Origin of the sequence: Buttiauxella sp., from assembly GCF_049686335.1 — a bacterium.
In the GTDB taxonomy this organism is placed as follows: Bacteria; Pseudomonadota; Gammaproteobacteria; order Enterobacterales; family Enterobacteriaceae; genus Buttiauxella.
Map to the genome: position 1 here is coordinate 356,987 of NZ_JBAVHX010000010.1, position 23,457 is coordinate 380,443.

The 23,457-nt window shown below is 49.5% G+C and carries 22 protein-coding genes and 1 other annotated feature; of the genes, 11 read left to right on the forward strand and 11 right to left on the reverse strand.

Annotated features, from left to right (window positions below; genetic code table 11):
- Position 1 precedes the first annotated feature (1 nt).
- Positions 2-577 carry a LuxR C-terminal-related transcriptional regulator gene (locus tag WBL83_RS10470; protein WP_424589080.1) on the forward strand — a complete coding sequence of 192 codons (576 nt, stop codon included), beginning with the start codon at positions 2-4 and terminating at the stop codon, positions 575-577.
- A 71-nt stretch (positions 578-648) separates the two neighbouring features.
- Here WBL83_RS10470 and WBL83_RS10475 read toward each other — a convergent pair whose 3' ends face one another.
- Together WBL83_RS10475 and WBL83_RS10480 are read right to left on the reverse strand one after the other, a co-directional pair.
- Positions 649-1,263: a helix-turn-helix domain-containing protein gene (locus WBL83_RS10475; protein WP_424589081.1), complete on the reverse strand. Its 615-nt coding sequence runs from the start codon at positions 1,261-1,263 to the stop codon at positions 649-651.
- A 136-nt stretch (positions 1,264-1,399) separates the two neighbouring features.
- Complete coding sequence (locus WBL83_RS10480) at positions 1,400-2,059, reverse strand: helix-turn-helix domain-containing protein (RefSeq protein WP_424589082.1); 660 nt, start codon at positions 2,057-2,059, stop codon at positions 1,400-1,402.
- Between the two features lie 413 nt (positions 2,060-2,472).
- On the opposite strand from WBL83_RS10480, the gene WBL83_RS10485 reads away from it, so the two are divergent.
- The 6 genes from WBL83_RS10485 (at position 2,473) to WBL83_RS10510 (ending at position 8,914) form a co-directional block, all read left to right on the forward strand.
- Positions 2,473-3,000 carry a fimbrial protein gene (locus tag WBL83_RS10485; RefSeq protein WP_424589083.1) on the forward strand — a complete coding sequence of 176 codons (528 nt, stop codon included), beginning with the start codon at positions 2,473-2,475 and terminating at the stop codon, positions 2,998-3,000.
- A gap of 88 nt (positions 3,001-3,088) precedes the next feature.
- Positions 3,089-3,766 (forward strand): fimbrial biogenesis chaperone, encoded by a 678-nt coding sequence (locus WBL83_RS10490; protein ID WP_424589084.1) that lies wholly within the window; start codon positions 3,089-3,091, stop codon positions 3,764-3,766.
- Between the two features lie 177 nt (positions 3,767-3,943).
- Positions 3,944-6,457 carry a fimbria/pilus outer membrane usher protein gene (locus WBL83_RS10495; RefSeq protein WP_424589368.1) on the forward strand — a complete coding sequence of 838 codons (2,514 nt, stop codon included), beginning with the start codon at positions 3,944-3,946 and terminating at the stop codon, positions 6,455-6,457.
- 27 nt (positions 6,458-6,484) lie between these two features.
- Positions 6,485-7,549, forward strand: coding sequence for a fimbrial protein (locus WBL83_RS10500; RefSeq protein ID WP_424589085.1), 1,065 nt, complete (start codon positions 6,485-6,487; stop codon positions 7,547-7,549).
- A gap of 56 nt (positions 7,550-7,605) precedes the next feature.
- Positions 7,606-8,127, forward strand: coding sequence for a fimbrial protein (locus WBL83_RS10505; RefSeq protein WP_424589086.1), 522 nt, complete (start codon positions 7,606-7,608; stop codon positions 8,125-8,127).
- Between the two features lie 151 nt (positions 8,128-8,278).
- Positions 8,279-8,914: a helix-turn-helix transcriptional regulator gene (locus tag WBL83_RS10510; RefSeq protein ID WP_424589087.1), complete on the forward strand. Its 636-nt coding sequence runs from the start codon at positions 8,279-8,281 to the stop codon at positions 8,912-8,914.
- Positions 8,915-8,970: 56 nt separating this feature from the next.
- Here the strand turns inward: WBL83_RS10510 and yciA are convergent, their stop codons facing one another.
- Positions 8,971-9,363 (reverse strand): acyl-CoA thioester hydrolase YciA, encoded by a 393-nt coding sequence (gene yciA, locus WBL83_RS10515; RefSeq protein WP_424589088.1) that lies wholly within the window; start codon positions 9,361-9,363, stop codon positions 8,971-8,973.
- A gap of 107 nt (positions 9,364-9,470) precedes the next feature.
- Here yciA and WBL83_RS10520 point away from each other — a divergent pair, with 107 nt between their 5' ends.
- Positions 9,471-9,944: a hypothetical protein gene (locus tag WBL83_RS10520; protein ID WP_424589089.1), complete on the forward strand. Its 474-nt coding sequence runs from the start codon at positions 9,471-9,473 to the stop codon at positions 9,942-9,944.
- Positions 9,945-10,039: 95 nt separating this feature from the next.
- Here the strand turns inward: WBL83_RS10520 and WBL83_RS10525 are convergent, their stop codons facing one another.
- The 3 genes from WBL83_RS10525 to WBL83_RS10535 form a co-directional block, all read right to left on the reverse strand.
- Positions 10,040-10,576 carry a septation protein A gene (locus WBL83_RS10525; protein ID WP_424589090.1) on the reverse strand — a complete coding sequence of 179 codons (537 nt, stop codon included), beginning with the start codon at positions 10,574-10,576 and terminating at the stop codon, positions 10,040-10,042.
- A 60-nt stretch (positions 10,577-10,636) separates the two neighbouring features.
- Positions 10,637-11,380 carry a YciC family protein gene (locus WBL83_RS10530; protein WP_424589091.1) on the reverse strand — a complete coding sequence of 248 codons (744 nt, stop codon included), beginning with the start codon at positions 11,378-11,380 and terminating at the stop codon, positions 10,637-10,639.
- A gap of 198 nt (positions 11,381-11,578) precedes the next feature.
- The gene (locus tag WBL83_RS10535; protein WP_424589092.1) at positions 11,579-13,060 is read right to left on the reverse strand and encodes a UbiD family decarboxylase; all 1,482 of its coding nucleotides are present in this window, start codon (positions 13,058-13,060) and stop codon (positions 11,579-11,581) included.
- A gap of 117 nt (positions 13,061-13,177) precedes the next feature.
- Between WBL83_RS10535 and WBL83_RS10540 the strand changes: the two genes are divergently transcribed.
- Together WBL83_RS10540 and ompW are read left to right on the forward strand one after the other, a co-directional pair.
- Complete coding sequence (locus WBL83_RS10540; protein WP_424589093.1) at positions 13,178-14,074, forward strand: LysR family transcriptional regulator; 897 nt, start codon at positions 13,178-13,180, stop codon at positions 14,072-14,074.
- Positions 14,075-14,409: 335 nt separating this feature from the next.
- On the forward strand, positions 14,410-15,042 hold the full coding sequence (gene ompW / locus WBL83_RS10545) for an outer membrane protein OmpW (RefSeq protein ID WP_424589094.1): 633 nt from the start codon (positions 14,410-14,412) through the stop codon (positions 15,040-15,042).
- 635 nt (positions 15,043-15,677) lie between these two features.
- Here ompW and trpA read toward each other — a convergent pair.
- From trpA to WBL83_RS10570, 5 genes are read right to left on the reverse strand one after another with little or no spacing between them, the layout of a single operon-like run.
- Entirely contained in the window at positions 15,678-16,487 is an 810-nt protein-coding gene (gene trpA / locus WBL83_RS10550; protein WP_424589095.1) for a tryptophan synthase subunit alpha, read from the reverse strand.
- On the reverse strand, positions 16,487-17,680 hold the full coding sequence (gene trpB, locus WBL83_RS10555) for a tryptophan synthase subunit beta (protein ID WP_424589369.1): 1,194 nt from the start codon (positions 17,678-17,680) through the stop codon (positions 16,487-16,489). Before trpB ends, trpA begins: the two co-directional genes overlap by 1 nt.
- 7 nt (positions 17,681-17,687) lie before the next feature.
- Positions 17,688-19,049, reverse strand: a complete 1,362-nt coding sequence (trpCF, locus tag WBL83_RS10560; protein WP_424589096.1) for a bifunctional indole-3-glycerol-phosphate synthase TrpC/phosphoribosylanthranilate isomerase TrpF — start codon at positions 19,047-19,049, stop codon at positions 17,688-17,690.
- Positions 19,050-19,052: 3 nt separating this feature from the next.
- Positions 19,053-20,648 (reverse strand): bifunctional anthranilate synthase glutamate amidotransferase component TrpG/anthranilate phosphoribosyltransferase TrpD, encoded by a 1,596-nt coding sequence (gene trpD, locus WBL83_RS10565; RefSeq protein ID WP_424589097.1) that lies wholly within the window; start codon positions 20,646-20,648, stop codon positions 19,053-19,055.
- Positions 20,648-22,210 (reverse strand): anthranilate synthase component 1, encoded by a 1,563-nt coding sequence (locus WBL83_RS10570; protein WP_424589098.1) that lies wholly within the window; start codon positions 22,208-22,210, stop codon positions 20,648-20,650. The genes trpD and WBL83_RS10570 overlap by 1 nt, the downstream gene beginning before the upstream one ends.
- A 22-nt stretch (positions 22,211-22,232) precedes the next feature.
- Positions 22,233-22,328, reverse strand: a sequence feature (Trp leader region).
- A gap of 138 nt (positions 22,329-22,466) precedes the next feature.
- Here WBL83_RS10570 and rnm point away from each other — a divergent pair.
- Positions 22,467-23,339: an RNase RNM gene (rnm, locus tag WBL83_RS10575; protein ID WP_424589370.1), complete on the forward strand. Its 873-nt coding sequence runs from the start codon at positions 22,467-22,469 to the stop codon at positions 23,337-23,339.
- The last annotated feature ends 118 nt before the right edge of the window (positions 23,340-23,457 follow it).

Consider the following 23,457-nt stretch of genomic DNA (forward strand, 5'->3'; position numbering starts at 1 on the left):
AATGGAAATCTTTCTTAAAGAAATATTTCTCGAAGAACAACATGAGCCTGTTCAGATTAATTCACTGAACAGGACAAATGCCACCCAGGCCGATATCATCGTAAAAAGCTTTGTGGCTGGCGCTGAGTATGTCTGCCAGCCGATGTTAAAACATCGCATGAAGCCTGGGGTGATTATTGGTATCTATGATGGTGATGCATCTCCCCATCATAATGAACTGCCGCTGTGTATTAAGAATATCGTGTTTATCAACCGATCAGAGCCATTAAATACAGCGCGTGAACAGGTTATTCAGGCGTGGAAAGATAACGGTGAAAACGCTAAACCGTTAAATAGCAAAAAATGTCTGAAATGCAAATATCGCACGTTAACACCACAGCAAGTTACCATTGGTAAGCATTTGCTGCGGGGGTATGACATTATTGACATCGCAAAATTACTCGAAATTCATGTTAAAACGGTCAGCGCCCATAAGCGCCTGATGATGAGTAAATTTAATCTTAGTTCCGATTGCGAGTTACTGCATTTTCTTAAAAACCTGAAAACGCATAATCCACCGGTGCATTTATTTAGCTGATCTTTTCAAACACAACCGGGTGAAAGCCCGGTTTTTTTATGTTCAAATTTCATGCACACGATCTTCCGCAATTAATATTTTGCCGGTAAATGGCGAATTTCCTTCAGTATCCCATCCTCTATCACAATATACTCACCGGCTTTTAACGCAGAAAGAATACGCATCACGCCACTGCGCGAGAGGTGCGTTTTAATCCGTATATACTTCTCTGCGGTGATAGACTCCCTGAGTGAGTCAGGTTCGTCGATCAGCGTTAGCAGCTGTTTGCGAATGATCTCGTAGGCAGTGGGAGCATTAATCAAACTGGCGTAATGCAGCAACCTGTCGGAAACAAACTCCATATGTATCGAGAGAAGCTGCCACAACCCATGTTCCTCGATAATGCTAAAAACCTCTTCACGGCTCGTTACTGCTATTTCACATGGCTCATTTGTTTGAAAATAAATCGAAGCAGCTTCCTCATACTGCACCAATCCAATAATACATGGAGAATGCCATCCTCCAACCAAGACCTCATCAGCTCGATAAATAGAGATGCTACCTGAGCGAACAAGGTAACAGATTCGCGCTCCGTTAGAGACGAAAGGGCATATGTACCCTGCAGGATAAATCTGATAGGTGACAAACGGGCTCAATTTGTGAATGAACTCTTCAGTATAAAGTGAGAATCTTTCACTCTTATTCACATTTAACCCTCAAACCTGGTGTAAAAAGCCGGTGCTATGACGCAGTATTTCTAAAAATATAGCATACAACTTTCATTCAGGGCCTCAGCCTGTTAACGCAAATGTTCAACCAAATGTTTCAGCCAAATTCAGTGGGTTAGTACTTTAAAGGCAGGTGGTTGATGCTCTGCAAAATCCCTTTCTCCATAGTAATATAGTTGCCTGATCTCAATTCAGCCAGGATTCGCATGGTGCCGCTACGAGATAAAAATGTGCGGGTAATGATGTAATTTGCCGCGGTTATTTTTTCACGTATTTCTGCGCTTTCATTCATCAGATCAAGCAGTTGATATCGGATAATTTCATAAGCCGAAAGTTGTGAGATTTTTGCACAATGCGCATATACGCGCGCGATAGTGTAAATCAATAATTTAGCGAGACTTTCCCAAAGTTTATTTTCACCTATTAAATGATGCGCCTCTTTTAGAGAAAGCGTGCCGACCAGACAAGGCTCCTGTGTACGCAAAAAGAGGTATTCTGGTGAGGTGCTTTGTTGGCTCATTCCAAAAATAAACGGTGCTGATTCTGAGTTAAGAATCATATTGTCATGCTTGCGATATAGCGAAATACTTCCTTTTAGAAGGATAAATATAGTGTTTTCATTACGATCGCTAAAGTTAAAAATTTGTTTATTATTTGTTTCAAATGTATTTGCGTAGGGCAAAAAACAATTTACCAACTTCTCTATATGAGTAGTGGGTTTGTCATTTTTGGTTTGGTAATCCATTGGATTTATTGGTTTTTCTATCGTGTGCATAGGTGGCGACTCCGTTTTTTAGCAGATGCTTCTTAGATGATGCTTGGTATTACGGAGAACATTATGGCAACGCCATCACAATTTTTAGTATCGCTTTCTCGGTCTAAATGTAGACCGAGAAATACCTTGAGTTTAATGCGGGAATTAATGAAAATTGCCGTCGACAACAAAACGGCCAATTGCCAGAAAATGCGTTTTTTGATCTGAATGCAGGTTTGTAGAAAACAGGCGTTCTGAATTTATTAATGCGATTGAAAATGGATTAATAAATCCATTGGCAATGCTAGTGCGTGTCTAAATTATATTTAATTAATGGAAAGTCCGATTGCTAAAATAATTATTTGATCAGTTTTGGTCAGGGGTTGTTTTTGCCTAAAGCGTCGGCACCAAATAACCAAATAAAGGAAATTATGATGAAAAAGAATTTAATTGCTATGGCTATCGCTGCTACTGCTGTTCTGTCTGCTGCTAACGCATTTGCTGCTGCAGGCCAGGTTAATTTCACGGGTGAAATCATCGATGCAGGTTGTGACGTTGTCAATACCGTTGCTAACCCACTGACTGTTAACCTGGGCAAAGTTGCTAAATCTGAGTTCACAACTAACAACTCCCTGGCAGCGGCTACTGAATTCAAAATCCAGTTGACTAACTGCCCAGTCACAGTTGCTACCGCCAGCATCAAGTTCGACGGCACTGCACTGAACGGTGACAACAGCGTTCTGAAACTGACTCAGGATACTGGTGTGGCATCTGGCGTAGGTGTACAGATTTCTGATGCTGCTGGCGTACTGCCTCTGTTCCAGAACTCTGCGGCTTACAGCCTGACTTCTGGTAGCACCATGAATAACCTGCCGTTCGTAGCACGTTATAAAGCTGTGTCTTCAACTGTTACCCCAGGTCCAGCTAACGCAACTGCTAACTTCAGCGTTATCTACAACTAAGTCTTTACCCGCAAGGGTTTGAATTTATGTTACTGGCCGGCGGTATATATGCCGGCCATTTTTTTACCTCCTTATACAGGAACAAGTTATGAAAATTTTCACGGGTTCTCTGCTGGCAGCATTGTTAGTGACTTCCGGTATGACCCATGCCGGTGTGGTGATTGGTGGTACGCGCCTGATTTATGACGGTGGCAAGAAGGAGTCTTCACTGAGCGTCAAAAACCCGGACACAGTGCCTTACCTGATCCAGACCTGGGTAGAGACCACTGGCGGTGGCGCTGAGAAAGCCCCCTTTATGGTCACTCCTCCTTTGTTCCGTCTTGATGGTCAGCAGGAAAACGTGCTGCGCGTGGTACGTGCGGGGGGAAATTTGCCGAATGACCGCGAGTCGCTCTACTGGATGAACATCAAGGCCATTCCTGCCGGCGAAGCCAAAGAGAACCAGAACACACTACAAATCGCTATCAAAAGCCGCATCAAGCTTATTTACCGCCCACAGGGTCTGAAGGGTTCGCCTGAAGACATGGCGGACAAACTGAAATGGCAGCGCAGTGGAGACCAGGTGCAGGTTAGCAACCCGACACCGTTTTATATCAGCTTTATGGAAATCACCGTGGCGGGCAAACAAGTCAAGAACGTGACTTATGTCGCCCCTGGCAGTACGGCAAGTTTTGCGATGCCAGCAGGAGTTAGCGGTGGCAGCGTGGGTTGGAAAGTTATTAGTGATTACGGTGCGGTCGGGCCAGAACACAAAGGTTCAATGTAACGAGCAGCAATTCCACAACAAAACAGCAAAAAAACAGACCGATGTTTTATCAGTTTGCCAGGTTGCCTTTGCAATCGACGGGCAGGGAGTTAATGGATGAAAAATAGATTAAGTCAGGCCTGGAATATGCCCGCACCAAGAATCAGTAAACTGGCGTATCTGATTGCCGGGCATCTGATGCTGTTGGGAGGAATGTCATTCAGCGCTGAGGCGCGGGATGTATTTAACCCGGCATTGCTGGAAGTGGATGCAGCGAACCAGGGCACTACGGATCTGTCCGTTTTTGAAGACGGCGGCGGCCAGCCTCCCGGGGTTTATCGTGTTGATATCTATCTGAATGACGATCTGAAAGACACGCGCGACGTTAAATTTACTCTGCAAAAAGATCCGGACGGCAAAGAGAGCCTGCAGCCGTGCCTGAGCGTGGCCCAACTCAATGAGATGGGGGTGAAGACCGAGCTGTTTCCGGCTCTGGGCGATAAAAACGCTCAGTGTGCCAACCTCAATGCCATTGCGCAGGCCAAAGCAGAGTTTCGTTTCAGCGGCCAGCAACTGTTGCTGAGTATTCCGCAGATGGCAGTATCACAGAGCGCGCGCGGCTATGTTCCTGAATCGCAATGGGACAACGGTATTCCAGCCATGTTGCTGAACTACAACCTGAGCGGCGCAAACAACTATGCCCGCAGCGGTGGCGGAAGTGACAGCGACAGCCAGTACGCCAACCTGCGTCCGGGTATCAACATCGGGCCATGGCGTTTGCGTAACTACACGACCTGGAGCCGGGACAGTAATGGCCAGGACAAGTGGGATACGGTTTATACCTATGCCGCCCGCAGCATTATTGCGTTGAAAAGCCAGTTGGTGTTGGGCGATAGCAGTTCGCCGTCGGACGTATTCGACAGCGTTCCGTTTCGTGGGGGCCAGTTAGCGTCTGACGACGATATGCTGCCTGACAGCATGAAAGGCTATGCCCCATTAGTGCGCGGTATTGCCCGTACCAACGCGCAGGTGATTATCCGCCAGAACGGTTACATCATTTATCAGAGCTATGTTGCGCCGGGCGCGTTTGAAATTAACGATATGTACCCTACCGGCGGTTCCGGTGACCTGTATGTGACTATTAAAGAAGCGGATGGCAGCGAGCAATTGCTGGTGGTTCCGTTTGCCTCTCTGCCGGTATTGCAGCGTGAAGGTCGCCTGAAATACAGCATCACGGGCGGGCAGTATCGTTCCTATGACGGCAGCGTTGATGAAACGCCATTCAGCCAGGGGACAGCGATTTACGGCCTGCCGGCAGGCTTTACCATTTATGGTGGTGGCCAGTTCGCAAGCCACTATCAGTCACTGGCGTTCGGCCTGGGTAAAAACCTCGGTGACTTTGGTGCACTGTCAACGGATGTGACCCAGGCGTGGTCCACCCTGCAGGATATGCCGAAAGACAGCGGCCAGTCGTGGCGCGTGCGTTACAGCAAAAATATCGTTCAGACCGGGACTAACTTTGCCATTGCAGGTTATCGCTACTCAACCAATGGCTACTACGGCCTGCAGGAAGTCCTGGATACCTACCGGGATGACAACAGCCATTGGCAGATGGACCGCCGCCGTAACCGCAGCGAGCTAACCATTAGCCAGGATCTGACCCAGGGGCTGGGTACCATGTCACTGAGTTGGGTGAGCGAGGATTACTGGAACAGTGACCGTACCATGCGCTCGATTGGCGCGGGCTATAACAACACATTCAAAAGCATCAGTTATGGCCTGAATTACAGCTATAACGAAAACTCCACCGCCAGCAACAACAACGGTGCGGGTAACGGGCGTGTGTACAATAAAGACCAGATATTTAGCTTAAATATCAACGTGCCGATGAGCATATTTATGCCAAATTCAATGTCGAGCACCTACGCCAGCTACAACCTGAACACCAGTAAACACGGCAACACCACCAATACCGTGGGCCTGAACGGCACTGCGCTTGAGGGGAACAACCTGAACTGGGGCGTACAGCAGGGTTATGGCAGCCAGGGCGGCGGTTATACCGGCAACCTGAGTGCGGATTACCGTGGCACTTACGGCGAAGTGAACGGCGGTTACGCCTATGACCGTAACTCCGAGCGCCTGAACTACGGCTTGCAGGGCGGTATTGTAGCCCACGAAAACGGCGTGACCTTCGGCCAACCGCTGGGTGAGACCATTGCATTAGTCCAGGCACCAGGTGCCAGCGGCATTGGCATCACCAGCCAGACAGGCGTGAAAACCGACTGGCGTGGCTATGCGATTGTGCCGTACACCAGCCCATACCGCCGAAACTCGGTACAGCTTGATACCCAATCCCTGCCGGATGATGTGGACTTAACGCTTAACAACCAGAACGTGGTGCCAACTCGCGGGGCAGTGGTGCTGGCAAGCTTTAATGCCAGCGTCGGCCAGCGTGCCTTGATGACAATTTTACGTGCAGGTGGTGCACCGGTACCGTTCGGCGCCATGGTCACCGACCAGGCACAAAAAGGTGGGCAAGGCTTTATCGTCGGTGATGCAGGGCAGGTTTACCTGACTGGCCTCGCAGACAGCGGCGCACTACTGGTGAAATGGGGCAGCGGCGCGCAAGAACAGTGCCAGGTGAGTTATAGCCTTGGTAAACCAACGACGGCTAATGCTGGTGTTAAGACAGCCAACGGCCAGTGCCGCTAAGTAACGTAATTTGCAAATGGAGCGCCATTGAATAGCCAATTCAATGGCGAACATTATCCGGCAACATATTCGAGAGATATTTCAATGAGCATCAGAAAATTATTTCAATATCGCTTAGGCGAGAACCCGCATTACAAAAAAACAATATCGGAATATTGTTTTTTGTGGGGGCAAATGCTGGTGGTTGCCATTTGTTTGCAATTTGCTTGTGCGAAATATGCACAAGCAGCGGTAGGGCCAGGATGTCCTGCTGTATACTACATGACCCCCCCCGCCTCTATAAATATTAATCCCACAGTGGCCGTGGGTACCGTTATAGGAACTTCAAGTCTTTCATGGGGAATGACTCCAACCTGTAACTTTTCGGAAAGTAGTGCAATTGTATGGGATATTACCGGGGTAGGTATCCCTAATGGAAATCTCTATCCTACAGGGATTGCAGGAATATCATATCGTGTGCATTTTAACTTTGATGATACTACATGGAACGACTGGTTTCCAATAACAAGAAATCAGTATAGTAGTTCCGCGACTACTCTTCAGCCGGGGTCGTTGACTATGCAGTTGGTAAAAACAGGCCCTATTATGGGCGGGACTTTTCCAGCGCAAGATATTGCAAGAATGACATCGCAGGCATCAGGGTACACACCTATTTATTTTCGCCTGTCATCTCCTATTATAGTTCAACCAGTCAGTCCATCATGTACGGCAACATCTGTTGTGCCCGTTGCATTGCTGCCTGCTAATAAAAGCAGTCTCTTAAAAATGGGTGATACGGTAGGTGACAAGAACTTTAATCTTAGTGTGACATGCCTTACAGCAACAAATATTTCTCTCGCATTTAGTGGCAATGTGGTCGACACCACGAATGCGGTATTCAAAAATACCGATGCCACTACCGGCAGTAGCGTTGGCATCCAGATACTGAGAAACAATAATGCTGTCCCGCTCGGCACAGGGAATTATATTGGTTTGGGTGTGGTTAATGGAAATATCACACCACAGTTTACTGCTCGTTATTATGCGTTAAATAGCTCAGTTGTTGAAGGTAATGTCAGTTCTGTTGCTTTTGCCACGATTGTCTATAACTGATTGTTTCTGATATAGCGAAAGGGATAACTCCCTAATAATAAATAAGGATGATAAATATGAATGCAAAATTAAAAGTTGGTATTATTACGGCACTCACTTCGCTGGCATTAACAGCTGCAACACAAGCCGCTGATGTGACCATTAATATTTCGGGCAAAATCGTGGCTTCTCCATGCCAGGTTGACGGCAGTAGCACCGTTAACATTGACCTGGGCCAGGACTTGCAGGCGGCGAATTTAGCCACCGCCGGCACTACCAGTGCGTGGGTGCCGTTTACCATCGGGATGAAAAACTGCCCAGCCAGCACCACTAACGTGATTGCCACCTTTAGCGGCACCGGGGATACTACCGACCTGACCCGTTTATATACCAACACGGGTACTGCCAGTAACGTCGCCGTGGAATTACAAAGTAATAACGCCGCCCATACGTCTTTAGGTAATACCATGACAATGACCATTCCACGTGCCAGCGATAACACCGCGGCATTCCCTTTACAAAGCCGCGTCTGGTCTAAAGGTAATGCATCCACCGGGACTATCGCATCGGTGGTTAGCGTCACATTTACCTATAACTAATATTATTTCAGGCGTTTGATACTTTAAGTTTCCACTCAATCATCACCGTGAAAATGGATATTTTCCGGTGATGGTTTTATTCAATTATCTGATGCACTAATGAGGCTAGTAAACGGCTTCGCTAATGATTTTTTAGTTTGTGAGGTCCAGAATGTTAAATATCGCCATTGATGATTCGGATTCACTGTATCGGAACGGAATGGAAATCTTTCTTAAAGAAATATTTCTCGAAGAACAAACTGAGCCTGTACAGATCAATTCACTGAACAGGACAAATGCCACCCAAGTCGATATTATTGTAAAAAGCTTTGTGGCTGGCGCTGAGTATGTCTGCCAGCCGTTGTTAAAACATCGCGTGAAGCCTGGTGTGATTATTGGTATCTATGATGGTGATGAATCTCCCCATCATAATGAACTACCGCTGTGTATTAAGAATATCGTTTTTATCAACCGCGCAGAGCCATTAAGCACTGCGCGTGAACAGGTTATTCAGGCATGGAAAGATAACGCTGAAAACGCTAAACCGTTAAATAGAAAAAAATGTCTGAAATGCAAATATCGCACGTTAACACCGCAGCAAGTTACCATTGCCAAGCATTTGCTGCGGGGGTATGACATTATTGACATCGCAAAATTACTCGAAATTCATGTCAAAACAGTCAGCGCGCATAAGCGCTTAATGATGAGTAAATTTAATCTGAGTACCGACTGTGAGTTATTGCAGTTTCTTAAAAACCTGAAATCGCATAATCCACCAATAAACATGTTTATGGATAGATGTTTATAATGAAAAAAATGCGCCGGATGGCGCATTTTTTATCACGAATAGCGTTACTAATAGTTTTAGTTCGGAATAGGGCGCGGCTTGCCTTCTGTATCCACAGCGACATAAATAAAAATGGCCTCTGTCGCTTTGTAACGCTGGCCGATAGGCTCGGAAGAGACCTTTTTCACCCAGACTTCCACGTTAATGGTAATGGAGCTGGTTCCGCGTTTGACACATTTTGCATAGCAACACACTACATCACCCACGGCGACCGGCTTGAGAAACGTCATGCCGTCGACACGAACCGTGACTACGCGACCTTTTGCGATCTCTTTCGCCTGAATTGCGCCACCCATGTCCATTTGCGACATCAACCAGCCACCAAAAATATCGCCGTTGGCGTTGGTATCAGCAGGCATTGCCATGGTGCGTAATACCAGTTCCCCTGAAGGAGTGTCTTGTTGGATCATTTGTCTTCCCGAATAGATTTAAATCATCTTTGCTTTGTTGTCTCTGACGTTAGTTTAATACGTGTAAGGCTCTGTAAGTAGCATTAATGTCTTAAGGGGTTTGTTTTATGGCTGGCAGAATCATGCCACCAGAAAACTACACAGCTCTCAACATGAAGAAATATCTACTTATCGCTCTCAGTCTGTTCGCGTTAACGAGTCAATCCAGTTTCGCGGGGACCAAAACCCTGGTGGAATATGGTGTGGTTCAACAGAGCACTATCATTAGCAGCCAGAGTCGTTCCCATCCGCTGCGTACCATGGCAGCAGGTGCCGCAGGTGCTGCAATCGGTAATCAGTTTGGCGGGGGATCAGGGAAGACAATCATGACGGCGACCGGAGCTGTCGCTGGGGTAGAAGCCTCACGCAATCGTCAGGAGCGCCAGCAAAGTGCGCAGACAGTAAATTTGACGATTAAGACCGACAGCGGGCAGGTGATTCAGGTTGTGCAGGACTACAACGGTTCGCTAACTTTCAACAAGGGTGACAAGGTGCGTATTCTCACGTCGGGTTCGAATACCAGCGTTGATAAGTCCGTGTGATTTAACAAGCGGCGAGACGGAATCAGATGTAATAAAAAAGCACACGGTTGATTGAGAAATCAGCGTGTGCTTTTTTTTGCCGTGAAGCCGGAGACTTACTTCTCTTCTTGCGGCATGTGCTTATAGATGTATACGCCACTCAACAGGGTAAATACCAGAGTGGCCGCTGTCAGGCCGAACACTTTAAAGTTCACCCAAACGTTCTGTGGTAACCAGAACGCGACGTAAATATTCAGCGCACCACAGGCGATAAAGAACAGCGCCCACGCGATGTTCAGGCGCGACCAGACGTGTTCAGGCAGCGAGATTTCCTTGCCTAACATTCGTTGAATCAATGGTTTGCCCATCACAAACTGGCTAATCAGCAACGCGACAGCAAACAGCCCGTAAATTACCGTCACTTTCCATTTTATAAACTCATCATTATGGAAGAACAGTGTCAGGCCGCCGAACACGGCAACCATCAGGAAAGTAATCAACGCCATCTTTTCCAGCTTGCGGAATTTATACCAGCTGTAGATCAGCGCAAAACCGGTTGCGACGATCAGTGCGCCAGAAGCCACATAGATGTCGTACATTTTGTAGAAGGCGAAGAAGACAATCAGGGGCAGGAAGTCGAGAAACTGCTTCATAATCTGTTCCGTAAAATGACGCCTGAGCAATAAATTTTACTGCTCAGGACGAGGTGAATGTTATTGGCGAACCAGCATATACAAACGGAATAAATAGATAAGCAATACTGCGGAAATCAGATTGCTTATGGTATTTGCTATCACCGCGCCAATAGAGGGGGATAGCGCCGCAAATGATGATGCCAGCATCAGCAGAGCGGTCTTCGCCAGCAACCAGCTAATCACAGCCGGTGCCACAAGGCGCATATTTGACCAGGCAAGACGCATACTGCTGCGCATTGACTGGAAGACGCCCGCTTTATCCTGAACAACCATAATCGGTGCGAATGAAAGCAAAATCGCTAACAGCACGCCCGGCACCACAATCAACATGATGCCAATCTGCACCAGGAAAGTGGTCAGGAACATCAGAATAAAGATTTTGGGCAACACGGGAGCTGAAGTGCCAATGGCACGAAGCGCACTCACACGTTGTCCGGCACTCACCATCTGGATTAGCACCAGCACGCTACCTGCAAGGATAGCATTGCCGATCAGGCCAGAAAATGTCGAAGCCGCAGAGGCCCGGAGTAACATTTGCTGCTGCTCAGGTGTCATGTTCTGCACAAGGTCAAACAGCCCAACGCTATTCGATAAATTGTCTCCTTCACTAAGGATAGACATTTGTTCGTCGCTGGGTGAAAAGGCGTGACCAATCACAACCGAAATAAAAGCACAAAGTAACGCGATCAGTAAGACAGTAACAAACTGATTGCGTAGAAAATTCCCCGTGTCACGGTACACAGAACCCGCCGTGATAGACATGCACTCTCCTTGGTGTTGCGCGGTAAAAAATCAGCGCCCAATTGTACACTGGATGAAGAGTTGTGACACCGACAAGATGTAAGCCTTACGTAAGTTACTGTCAGCAAGAAAAATTGATCTGGAGTGGGTTTGTTGTTTTATCCACCATGTGGCAGGCCATTGCAGCAACAGCCTGCTTTAAAAGAGTTTTGCCAAATATCATTCGAAGTCTGGCAGGAAGCGTTTTACCTCCACATCCATAAACTTCGACCGTTCAAAATGTGCCTTCAAATGGAACGGTACGGTGCAATCGAAAATCGTCTTACACGACATTCCTTCCTGTAAAATCGAAGGGCTGTATTCAGGAACCTGGGACGGATCCAGCGGATGACAGCGTACGCCAGGAATAAACACGGTATCGACATCCCCCTGATAACGGGTTTGCATGGCCCACAGCACATCATCGCTATCAAAAATGTCCACGTCCTCATCCACCAGGATGACATGCTTGAGTTCAGGGAACGCCGAGAATGCCAGTAAGGCTGCCTGCCGCTGGCAGCCTTCATCCACTGCCGCTGCTTTTTTAAACTGCATGACCGCCAGTAATTTCCCACCGCCTGCAGAGTGGGCAAAAACATTCAGTAATTTGCCGGGCATAGCACGGTCAACCAGATCGAGGATGCTTGCTTCCGTCGGGATCCCCGCCATGTTTACGTGTTCTTCGCCAGGCCCGATTGTGGTCCGCCAGATTGGGTTATGCCGATGGGTAACGGCTTTCACTTTAATAACGGGAATGGCCGCTTTTGCTTCCCCGGTGTAACCTGGAAACTCTGGCATGGCTTTCCCCGTCTGAGTGTTGATGTCTTCCTGCATGCGCACATCTGGCAGGAGTTCACCTTCAATGACGATTTCCGCGTGAGCGATGGCTTTCTCATTGATGGTTTTGCATTGCACCATTTCCACCGGATGACCGCGTAATGCGCCAGCGATACTTAATTCATTAAAACCAAGCGGAGTGGTCGGGGGCTCAAAACAGGCAGCCACTTCGATTGCGGGATCAACGCCAATGCTGATAGAGATGGGCAGCGGCTGACCGGCGCTTTCAGCTTTCATCCGGAATGCATCGATATGGCGGCCAGGCGTTAGCCACATTGTCAGTTCATCTTTGCTCTGAACACAGAGACGGTGAATGGTAATGTCTGACTCACGGGTGTCAGGATCGGAGGCATAACACAGGCCCATGGTGATATACGGCCCGGCATCTTCTTCGGTATTCGTCGGTGCTGGCAGGAGTTTACGAAGATCAAAATCCGCATCGGATGCCAGGTGAATGACCTCCTGACACACCGCATTTTCCGCATCAATCTCAACCGGAGCAATAGCGTGCTTAACGGAATCCTTCAGCAGAAAACCTAACTTTCTGGGATCGCAATTAAGAAATTCGCCGACACGTTTTCTGGAACCATTCAGGCCGATAGCGACGCTAATATCACTGAATCCCTTAATTTTATGGAATACCATAGCCGGGCCATTTTTCTTTGTTGGACGCAGACATGTACCGCCGGCCCCAACATAACGGTAAACACCCGACAGTTCCGCGTGAGGATCAACTTCGGTGTCGGTTTCAACATATTCGCCCGGTAAAGTCTTCAAAAGCTCCAGCGCCGAGCGCAGGTCATACACTGCAGGTTTAGTTGTCATCTTGATGATTTTCCTGTTCATTGATTTAGCTGGACAAACCATATACCCAGACAATCTCTGGGGAGTAATACCGTTTTAGTGATAAGGTCCAGATCAAAAAGGTGAGGGTAGGAAAGGATGGATCTCAAAAGGTTGCGTTATTTCTGTAAGGTTGTTGAGCATGGATCAATCACTCAGGCTGCCAAAATGCTGAACATGGCACAGCCGCCGCTCAGTAAACGCATTCGGGAGTTGGAAGAGGAACTCGATGTCACTCTTTTTGAACGCAACGGCAGCCGTATTGAACCTACCCAGGCGGGATATCACCTCTACAGAAGAGCCTGCGAAATCCTGCGTCAGGTAGAAGATGCTGCGCTTGAAACACGACAGATAAACAGTAAGGATGGGAAAGTTCTTCGGATTGGATTAAGCCATCTCTTTCAGCGCTGGTTTCAACCGCTTTTGCTGGCTTTACACCGCGCACATCCGAATGTTGAGCTGAATATTTCCGTGCTGGATTCCAGCCATCTTGAAGAAAAACTCAACGATGGGATGCTGGATGTGGCATTAATTCAAAGGCCTTATTGCACTGAAGGGTATGACATTGTGGCTTTTGAGCCGGTCAAACTGGTAGCGGTGATCAGTAAAAAACTCCTGCCCACGTTACCAGACAGTGCTTTACCTTTTCTCGAACTGGCAAATTTCCCGCTAATTTTGCTCCACCGTGCAAGAGACACGGGCACCTATGAAATTCTGCTGGAGCTTTTTCGTAATGGCGGCGTTATGCCGAATGTGATTATGCAGATCACTCAACCCGGCGCCATTCTTGACTGGCTGGAAGCGGGCTTTGAGGCGGCGACTCTGCTGCCAGCCTCAGAGGTGAATCCCACGCAGTTAACTCGATGTCACGTGGTGGAAATATTCCCCGCACCGCAGATATTCTTCCCCGCGATGGTGAAAATGACCGTCACTCCTTACATACCAGAATTGATGGAAATCCTCTCCGAAGGATATCCGTTTCAGTCCACACTTTAGAGTTTCGCACCTGTTTCCATTCTGGACTGATGGCTCTGTATCGGAACCTTTAGTGCATCAAAATACCCGTTTAAGCAAAATGCAGAAAAATTAATCCAGATCATTAAATGTTAAATTAGCCAGTTAAGTGTGATCGATACTAGATCACATTGTACTCAAAAATGAGTATATTCAGCCCGCTTATAAAAAGACCATATACCCGTCATACATCAAGCCGCATTTTTGTTGGCTGCCTCGTTCACCCCAGCCATTTACACAGGTAAGTGACAGGGGGACTCGATGCGTTGCTGCCTCAATGCGCCTCGAATTATTTCGGGTAACACAAGGAGAGGGCTATGAAAAAACTGTCTGTGGCGTTACTCGCATTAACCTGTTTGTCAGGCGAAGCGCTGGCACATCAACAAGGTGAGTTCTTCATGCGTGCGGGTTCGGCAACCGTGCGTCCAACGGAAGGTTCTGACAGCGTGCTTGGGATGGGCGGCTTTAGCGTCAGTAACAACACCCAGCTGGGACTGACATTTGATTATATGGTGACGGATAACATCGGTATCGAACTGCTGGCTGCGACACCATTCCGTCATCGCGTCGGGTTAGGCGCAACTGGGGACTTAGCGACGGTACGTCAACTGCCTCCAACATTGATGGCGCAGTGGTACTTTGGCGATGCGAAAAGCAAAGTTCGCCCCTACATTGGTGCGGGCATCAACTACACCACCTTCTTTGATACCGATTTTAATCAGACCGGGAAAGACGCGGGTCTAAGCGATCTGAGTGTCAAAGATTCATGGGGTGCGGCAGGCCAGGTCGGGCTGGATTATATGGTCAACGATAACTGGTTGCTGAATATGTCCGTCTGGTACATTGATATCGACACCGAAGTGAAGTTTAAAGCAGGTGGCGAGCAGCAGAACATCAATACGCGCATCGATCCATGGGTGTTTATGTTCTCAGCGGGTTATCGCTTCTAAATGTCTTATGTCAAAGCTGGTCATTATTCGGCCAGCTTTTGCCTCTTTTACTCCGCACATCGCTGTTTATATGACCTTGTCGCCTGGCTGAAAACGGGTTTTGTAGGGTGGATAAGCGTAAGCGTCATCCACCATTTACATCAGAGGTGTCGGATGACGCTGCGCTTATCCGACCTACGAACAGGTATATTATTCGGCCTGCTTTTGCCTCTTTTACTCCGCATATCGCTGTTTATATGACCTTGTCGCCTGGCTGACAAACGGGTTTTGTAGGGTGGATAAGCGTAAGCGTCATCCACCATTTACATCAGAGGTGTCGGATGACGCTGCGCTTATCCGACCTACGAACAGGTATATTATTCGGCCAGCTTTTGCCTCTTTTACTCCGCACATCGCTGTTTATATGACCTTGTCGCCTGGCTGACAAACGGGTTGTGTAGGGTGGATAAGCGTAAGCGTCATCCACCATTTACATCAGAGGTGTCGGATGACGCTGCGCTTATCCGACCTACGAACAGGTTCGCCAATCACTGAACACCACGATATCCATCAAGAGAGGTTTCGCGTAACTGAAATTATTTCATGGCGGGATGAATTGTGAAGAAAAGGCCGGAATGGCTCCGGCCTTATGGGACTTACGCGGCGATAGTTGCGGCTTTCAAACTCTGCACAAACGCTTTTAGCTCACTGAGCATCACATCAGGTTTATCCAGGTTCTTCTCAATAATCTTCACGATGGCAGAACCAGAAATGGCACCCGCAGCACCGGCGTCAATCGCATCCTTAACTTGCGAAGGTTCGGAAATCCCAAAGCCTTGCAGAGAAGGCGCAGCACCAAACTCGGTTAGCTTCTCGACCAGATGATGCAGTGGCAACTGGGCGCGAGTTTCGGCACCGGTCACACCCGCACGCGACAGCAGATAGGTATATCCACGGCCATGGGTTGCGATTTCACGCAGCAACGCGTCATCCGCATTCGGTGGACAAATGAAGATAGGGGCGACGTTGTGACGCATGGCTGCCAGACGGAATGGCGCTGACTCTTCGACAGGGACATCGGCAATCAGCACGGAGTCGACACCCACTTTGGCGCAAAGCGCGTAGAACTCATCAATGCCGCGGCTAAACACCAGGTTTGCGTACATCAGCAAACCAATCGGAATAGTCGGGTGCTTCTGGCGGATTGCCGCCAGCATTTCAAAGCACTGTGTTGGTGTCACACCTGCGGCAAATGCACGCAATGCCGCGTTCTGAATGGTTGGGCCATCGGCGAGCGGGTCGGAGAAAGGGATCCCCAGTTCCAGTGCGTCAGCGCCGGCTTCAATCAGCGTGTCGATTATCTTTAAAGACTGTTCTGGTGACGGGTCACCAAGGGTCACAAAAGGAACAAAAGCGCCTTCCTTGCGAGCTTGTAACTGTTCAAATGCGTGTTGATAACGTTCCATTAAATTTCCCCTCGTGCTTTAAGGATGTCGTGAACAGTGAAGATGTCTTTGTCACCACGGCCAGAGAGATTCACCACCAACAGTTGTTCTTTTTCCGGATTTTCTTTGATCATTTTCAGTGCGTGCGCCAGGGCGTGAGAAGATTCCAGCGCCGGGATAATCCCTTCACTACGGCACAGCGTTTTGAACGCTTCCAGTGCTTCGTCATCGGTAATCGAGACATATTCCGCACGGCCAATGCTGTTAAGATGCGCATGCTGCGGCCCCACAGAAGGGAAGTCCAGACCGGCAGAGATAGAATAGGACTCTTCGATTTGGCCTTCGTCGGTTTGCATCATTGGCGATTTCATGCCGAAGTAAATCCCCACGCGACCATGTTTTAATGGTGCACCGTGCTCACCGCTTTCGATACCGTGACCCGCCGGTTCAACACCAATCAGACCCACGTTGGTTTCATCGATGAAATCAGCAAACATGCCGATAGCATTGGAACCACCGCCCACACAGGCGATAACTGCATCGGGCAGACGGCCTTCTTTTTCAAGGATCTGCGCTTTGGTTTCTTCGCCAATCATGCGCTGGAACTCACGCACAATCGTCGGGAACGGGTGCGGGCCTGCTGCGGTACCGAGCATATAGTGTGCGGTATCGTAGCTGCCAGACCAGTCGCGCAGCGCTTCGTTACACGCATCTTTCAAGGTGGCGGAACCGCTGTGTACCGGGATCACTTCTGCACCCATCAGACGCATTCGGAAGACGTTTGGCGACTGGCGCTCAACGTCTTTGGCACCCATATAGATACGGCATTTCAGGCCGAGCAGGGCGCTGGCTAATGCTGACGCCACGCCGTGTTGACCCGCGCCGGTTTCTGCGATGATTTCGGTTTTACCCATTTTTTTGGCTAACAACGCCTGGCCGAGCACCTGGTTAGTTTTGTGCGCGCCGCCGTGCAGTAAATCTTCACGTTTTAAATAGAGCGTCGTTTTCGTGCCAGCAGTCAGGTTTCTGCATTTAGTCAGCGCCGTTGGGCGGCCTGCGTAGTTTTTCAGTAGATCGTTAAACTCCGCCTGAAATTCTGCATCGCTTTGAGCTGCAACGAACGCTTCTTCCAACTGGCGCAGTGCAGGCATCAGGATTTGCGGCACATACATACCGCCAAACTCACCAAAATAGGGATTAAGTAAAGTCATGATATTTTCCTTAGTAAGCCCGCAGCGTCTGGAAGACGGCAGCCAGCTTGTTAGCATCTTTGATACCCGGTGCGCTTTCGACACCTGAGTTGAAATCTAAACCTGCGCAGCCTGTTTTAGCGGCCTCGACGCAGTTATCTGCACCCAAACCTCCCGCCAGAATCACATTCTCCAGATCCTGACCTGCCAGCAGTGACCAGTCGAAACGTTGCCCGCTGCCGCCCTGACCGTTATCGAACAGGTACTTGTCGACGTGGTTTAAATCACGCGCAGGTAAACTCTCTTTTACGCTCAGTGCTTTCCAGATTTGCACTTTTTCGGGAAGGGCGGAGCGAAGTTCGTCGATGTACACCTGATTTTCTTCACCATGCAGTTGCACGGCGCATAGGGAGAACTGCGTGGCTTTTTGCACCACTTCGTTAATCGCCGTGTCGCGGAAAACGCCTACATATTTCAGCGCTGCGACCTCGATAACGGAAGCGGCGGTTTCATCGCTGACAAAACGCGGTGACTCAGGAACAAAAATCAGGCCGCCATAAATCGCACCGGCTTCAAATGCCGAGCGAGCATCTTGCCCACGCGTCAGGCCGCAGACTTTATTACTGCCCAATGTGACGCGACGCACCGCAGCATTCAAATCGTCCTCGCTCATTAAGGCTGAACCAATCAGGAAGCCGTTGGCAAAATGGCTCAGTTCGCGGATTTGGCCGTAGTTGCTGATACCGGATTCGCTGATGACCGTCACGCCGTGGCCCAGACGAGGCGCTAACTGGCGTGTTCGATCAAGATCAATGGATAAATCACGCAGGTCGCGGTTGTTGATGCCAACGACTTTGGCTTTCAGCTCAATGGCACGTTCCAGCTCTTCTTCATTACTGACTTCGGTCAACACGCCCATGTTGAGGCTGTGTGCTACAGCCGCCAGCTGGCGATACTGCTCGTCATCGAGCACCGACAGCATCAACAGGCAAGCATCGGCCTGATAAAAACGGGCCAGCAGAATCTGATACGCGTCGATAATAAAGTCTTTGCATAACACTGGTTGCGTGACGATGCCGCTCACAATTGGCAGAAAATCAAAGCTGCCCTGAAAATATTTCTCGTCAGTCAAAACGGAAATCGCGGAAGCATAGTGTTTGTACACGCCCGCAATGCGAGCCGGATCGAAATCATCGCGAATCACGCCCTTAGACGGAGAGGCTTTTTTGCACTCCAGAATGAAAGCGGTGCGGGCCCCTTGCAGTGCGTGATAAAAATTGCGTGTTGCCGGTACAATGTTGTTCTGGAAACTTGCCAGGGGTTGCTGTTGCTTGCGTGCTTCAACCCATATCGCCTTATCATCGACGATCTTCTTTAATACGGTTTCCTGCATGACTTATCCTCTTCCTGCCAGTGCTGTTACCCGGTCATATGCCGCGCCACTGCGCAACACTTCCAGCACTCGTTGTGCATTCACTTTAAGATCTTCTTGCCCATGCAGACGCATCAGCATAGCGACGTTTGCCGCGACTGCAGACTCATGAGCGGTCTCTCCTTTACCTTGTAACAGGCGGGTGAGAATGTCACGGTTTTCTTCCGGCGTGCCACCTGCCAGCTGATCCTGATGATAAGCAGGCAGACCAAAGTCTGCGGCTTCGAGTTGATAACTTTTGATTTCCCCATCGTGCAGCTCCGCAACCTGGGTGGTGGCATGCAGAGAGACTTCATCCATCCCACCGCTGTGTACCACCGCCGCGCGTTTATACCCCAGCACCCGCAGCGTTTCTGCAATGGGCAACACCAGTTCTGCACTGTAGACACCAATCAGCGCCATTTGCGGATGCGCCGGGTTAATCAATGGCCCCAGCACGTTGAACAGCGTGCGCGTTTTTAACTGCTGGCGTACAGGCATCGCATGGCGGAAACCGGTGTGGTATTTCGGTGCGAACAGGAAGCAAACACCCAAATCATCGAGGGCTTTACGTGAGGCATCTGCGCTCATTTCCAGATTAATGCCGAAGGCTGCAAGTAAGTCGGATGAACCGGATTTACTGGAAACGCTGCGATTACCGTGTTTGGCGACTTTCAACCCAACCGCTGCGGCAACAAATGCGCTGGCGGTGGAGATATTGATACTGTTGCTGCCGTCACCGCCGGTGCCGACGATGTCAGCAAACGGGTAGTCCGGGCTTGGGAATGGTGCTGCGGCTTCAAGCAATGCAGTGGCTGCACCGGCGATTTCATTTGGATGTTCACCACGCACTTTCATACTGACCAGCGCGGCCGCCAGTTGTTCTGGTTTCAGCTCGCCACGCACGATCGCAGCAAAAAGCTGGTGGCTTTCTTCACGACTCAGGGTTTGTGCCTGGTAAAGTTTGTCGAGAATCGGTTGCAGGGTGTTGGCCTGCTTTAATTTCAGTAACGCCCAGTCGAGGGTTTGCTCAAGCAGACGTGCGCCATGGGTGGTCAGGATAGATTCCGGGTGGAACTGGAAACCACATACACGGTCAGCGTCGTGACGCACCGCCATCACCATGCCATCAAAGTGAGCATTAATGGTCAAACCTGCCGGGATGTTGCTGCCGACCAAAGAATGGTAACGCGCAACCGGCAGTGGGTTAGGTAAACCCGCGAACATCGCCTCGCCATCATGGGAAATAATCGACGCTTTACCGTGCAGGATTTCACCCGCCTGGCCGACATAACCGCCGTACGCTTCTACAATCGCCTGGTGGCCCAGACAAATACCAATAATGGGTAATTTGCCGCGCATACGGGTGAGCAGCTCTGGCATACAACCCGCTTCACTTGGCGCGCCAGGGCCTGGAGAAAGCATCAGCACTGGGTTGTCCATGGTGGCAAGACGTTCAATTAAGGTCTGCGCAGGAACGTGATTACGATAAATAACGACATTGTGACCATTGGCGCGCAGCTGATCGGCCAGGTTGTAGGTGAACGAGTCGATATTATCGAGTAGCAGAATGTCAGCCATCAGAAAATCTCCTGTGCGTGATGCGCGGTGGCAATGGCGCGCAGTACAGCGCGGGCTTTGTTGCGGGTTTCATCTGCTTCTGACTGCGGCACGGAGTCCAGGACTACGCCTGCGCCAGCCTGAACAGTGGCTATGCCATTTTCAACGTAGGCGGAGCGGATGACGATGCAGGTATCCAGGTCACCATGTGCAGTGAAATAGCCCACAGCACCGCCGTAACTGCCACGACGAACGCCTTCGGCTTTGGCAATCAGTTGCATCGCACGAACTTTTGGTGCGCCACTCAGGGTGCCCATATTCATACAAGCGCGATAAGCGTGCAGCACATCAAGGTCGTGGCGCAGTTCACCCACCACGCGAGAAACCAGGTGCATCACAAAGGAGTAGCGGTCGACTTTCGTCAGATCGGCAACATAACGGCTACCAGGGGTGCAGATACGCGCCAGGTCGTTACGGGCCAGGTCAACCAACATCAGATGTTCGGACATCTCTTTATGGTCAGTACGCATTTCCAGTTCGATACGACTATCGAGATCGCGATCTAAAGAACCGTCGGCGCGGCGGCCACGTGGGCGAGTCCCGGCAATCGGGTAGATTTCTATCTGGCGGGAATCAGCGTCATATTTGAGCGAGCTTTCCGGCGACGCACCAAACAGGGTGAAATCGTTGTCCTGCATAAAGAACATGTACGGGCTTGGGTTGCTCTTTTTCAGCGTCTGATACGCGGCGAGTGGAGAAGGGCAAGGCAGTGAAAAACGACGCGATGGAACAACCTGGAAAATCTCACCAATGCGAATCGCTTTTTGCATTTTACGCACGACGTCACCAAATTCTTCATCGCTCTGGTTGCACTCGCAGGTCATGCGCTCAACTTTTTGCACCGGCAATGCAGCAGGCTCTTGCTCCATCTGTTTGATCAGTTGTTCTGTACGCTGAATCAAACGCTGCTTTTCAGTGGCTGATGGCGTGAACAAACTTGCCTGAATGCGGGTGTGTTTTTTCTGATGGTCAATCACCAGCAGCGTTTCAGCCAGATAGAAACAGTAGTCAGGACAACGATTGTCTTGCACCAGATTAGGTAAATCTTCAAATCCTGCTACCAGGTCATAGGCAAACAGGCCACCGAAGAACATCGCTTCGCGCTCGTTTACCGGCACGGTGACCAGTTCCTGCATCAAACGGAAAGCGTCAAATACCGACAGTGAACACAGACGCGCATCTTCATCCAGTAGCGAGCTCACCACCGGGAAACGCAGCACACGACCCTGTGGAGAGTGTTGATTATCAACACCAGCTGGCAGTGCAGCATCAAGTAGAGGAAGCAGCGATGCGCCATTCGCAGAAAGTGCCTGAATAGTGACGGTGTCACCCAGGGCGGTAATACGCAGCGCGCTGTCGACTAACAGCAGGCTTTTCAAATCGTTTTTGCTGTCGATATCCGCTGACTCGAGCAATAACGTTGCCGGACGAGCACCGCAAAGCTGGTGGAAAACGGCAGTCGGGTTATCCCGATACGGCGCGTCATTAATCAGGAGTTCGAGCGCTGGTTTTTGTGTTTGCATTTTTTGCTCTCATATTTTGTTCAAAAAAAAGCCCGCTTTGGGCGGGCCTGGTATCTGGGCTGAATAACAGCCATAGCGATGACACTGCCCGTTTTCAGGAAGTACGCCACCAGCTGTGCATGCGGATTATCGCTTTCATTTTTCAGATACCTTTCTCGTGTGAACTTGCGTACTAGTTAACTAGTTCGATGAATCAAAGTCAATAGCGTTTTTGAGTTATCGATAAAATCGTTATCATGAGCGGCGTTTTTCTTTTATTAGCACACCCGGAGCCATTTTGAGCGAACCAACACTTGCGGTGATTTACGACTTACATAGCCATACCACTGCGTCAGATGGCCTGCTAACACCCGAGGCGCTGGTACAACGTGCTGTGGATATGCGTGTTGGTATCCTGGCAATCACGGACCATGACACAGTAGCCGGAATTGCTGCGGCAAGGGAAGAGATATCACGTCTCCAGTTGCCATTGCGTTTAATCAGCGGGGTGGAGATCTCCACTCTGTGGGAAAACCATGAAATCCATATCGTCGGCTTAGGTGTTGATGAACATCATCCGGACCTGACCGCGTTTCTGGCTCAGCAAAGTGAGCGCCGTTTACAACGTGCGGCATTAATTGCTGAACGACTCGAAAAGGCCCATATCCCGGGAGCGCTTGAGGGCGCGATGCGTCTGGCCAACGGCGGGGAAGTGACTCGCGGGCATTTCGCGCGGTTCCTGGTGGAGTGTGGCAAAGCCAATACCATGGCGGACGTGTTTAAGAAATATCTCGCAAAAGGGAAAACCGGTTACGTTCCGCCACAGTGGTGTACAATAGAACAAGCTATTGATGTAATTCATCATTGTGGCGGGCAGGCGGTTCTGGCGCATCCCGGCCGTTATGACCTGACGGCTAAATGGCTGAAAAGATTGCTGACGCAGTTTGCCGAAAGGGGGGGTGATGCCATGGAAGTTGCACAGTGTCAGCAAGCGCCAAATGAGCGCACCCAACTTGCCAGCTATGCTCAGCAGTTTAATTTGCTGGCATCGCAGGGTTCAGATTTCCATATGCCGTGTGCGTGGATTGAGCTTGGGCGCAAGCTCTGGCTACCGGCAGGTGTAGAACCTGTCTGGCAGAATTGGGAATAACATACTCTAAATAATTCAAGTTGCAGGTAGGCGGCAAAGGAGTAAATCCCTGGAGCTTACTTAGGTAAGTGACTGGGGTGAGCGAGTGCAGCCAACGCCCCTACAACTTGAAGTATGA

Coding starts and splice junctions, on each gene's coding strand:
- WBL83_RS10470 (WP_424589080.1), top strand. CDS start 2: ATGGAAATCTTTCTTAAAGAAATATTTCTCGAAGAACAACATGAGCCT.
- trpCF (WP_424589096.1), bottom strand. CDS start 19,049: ATGCAGGAAACCGTATTAAAGAAGATCGTCGATGATAAGGCGATATGG.
- ompW (WP_424589094.1), top strand. CDS start 14,410: ATGAAAAAACTGTCTGTGGCGTTACTCGCATTAACCTGTTTGTCAGGC.
- WBL83_RS10520 (WP_424589089.1), top strand. CDS start 9,471: ATGGCTGGCAGAATCATGCCACCAGAAAACTACACAGCTCTCAACATG.
- WBL83_RS10540 (WP_424589093.1), top strand. CDS start 13,178: ATGGATCTCAAAAGGTTGCGTTATTTCTGTAAGGTTGTTGAGCATGGA.
- WBL83_RS10495 (WP_424589368.1), top strand. CDS start 3,944: ATGCTGTTGGGAGGAATGTCATTCAGCGCTGAGGCGCGGGATGTATTT.
- WBL83_RS10525 (WP_424589090.1), bottom strand. CDS start 10,576: ATGAAGCAGTTTCTCGACTTCCTGCCCCTGATTGTCTTCTTCGCCTTC.
- WBL83_RS10530 (WP_424589091.1), bottom strand. CDS start 11,380: ATGTCTATCACGGCGGGTTCTGTGTACCGTGACACGGGGAATTTTCTA.
- WBL83_RS10570 (WP_424589098.1), bottom strand. CDS start 22,210: ATGCAAACACAAAAACCAGCGCTCGAACTCCTGATTAATGACGCGCCG.
- trpD (WP_424589097.1), bottom strand. CDS start 20,648: ATGGCTGACATTCTGCTACTCGATAATATCGACTCGTTCACCTACAAC.
- yciA (WP_424589088.1), bottom strand. CDS start 9,363: ATGATCCAACAAGACACTCCTTCAGGGGAACTGGTATTACGCACCATG.
- WBL83_RS10485 (WP_424589083.1), top strand. CDS start 2,473: ATGAAAAAGAATTTAATTGCTATGGCTATCGCTGCTACTGCTGTTCTG.
- trpA (WP_424589095.1), bottom strand. CDS start 16,487: ATGGAACGTTATCAACACGCATTTGAACAGTTACAAGCTCGCAAGGAA.
- WBL83_RS10505 (WP_424589086.1), top strand. CDS start 7,606: ATGAATGCAAAATTAAAAGTTGGTATTATTACGGCACTCACTTCGCTG.
- WBL83_RS10490 (WP_424589084.1), top strand. CDS start 3,089: ATGAAAATTTTCACGGGTTCTCTGCTGGCAGCATTGTTAGTGACTTCC.
- WBL83_RS10535 (WP_424589092.1), bottom strand. CDS start 13,060: ATGACAACTAAACCTGCAGTGTATGACCTGCGCTCGGCGCTGGAGCTT.
- WBL83_RS10510 (WP_424589087.1), top strand. CDS start 8,279: ATGTTAAATATCGCCATTGATGATTCGGATTCACTGTATCGGAACGGA.
- WBL83_RS10480 (WP_424589082.1), bottom strand. CDS start 2,059: ATGCACACGATAGAAAAACCAATAAATCCAATGGATTACCAAACCAAA.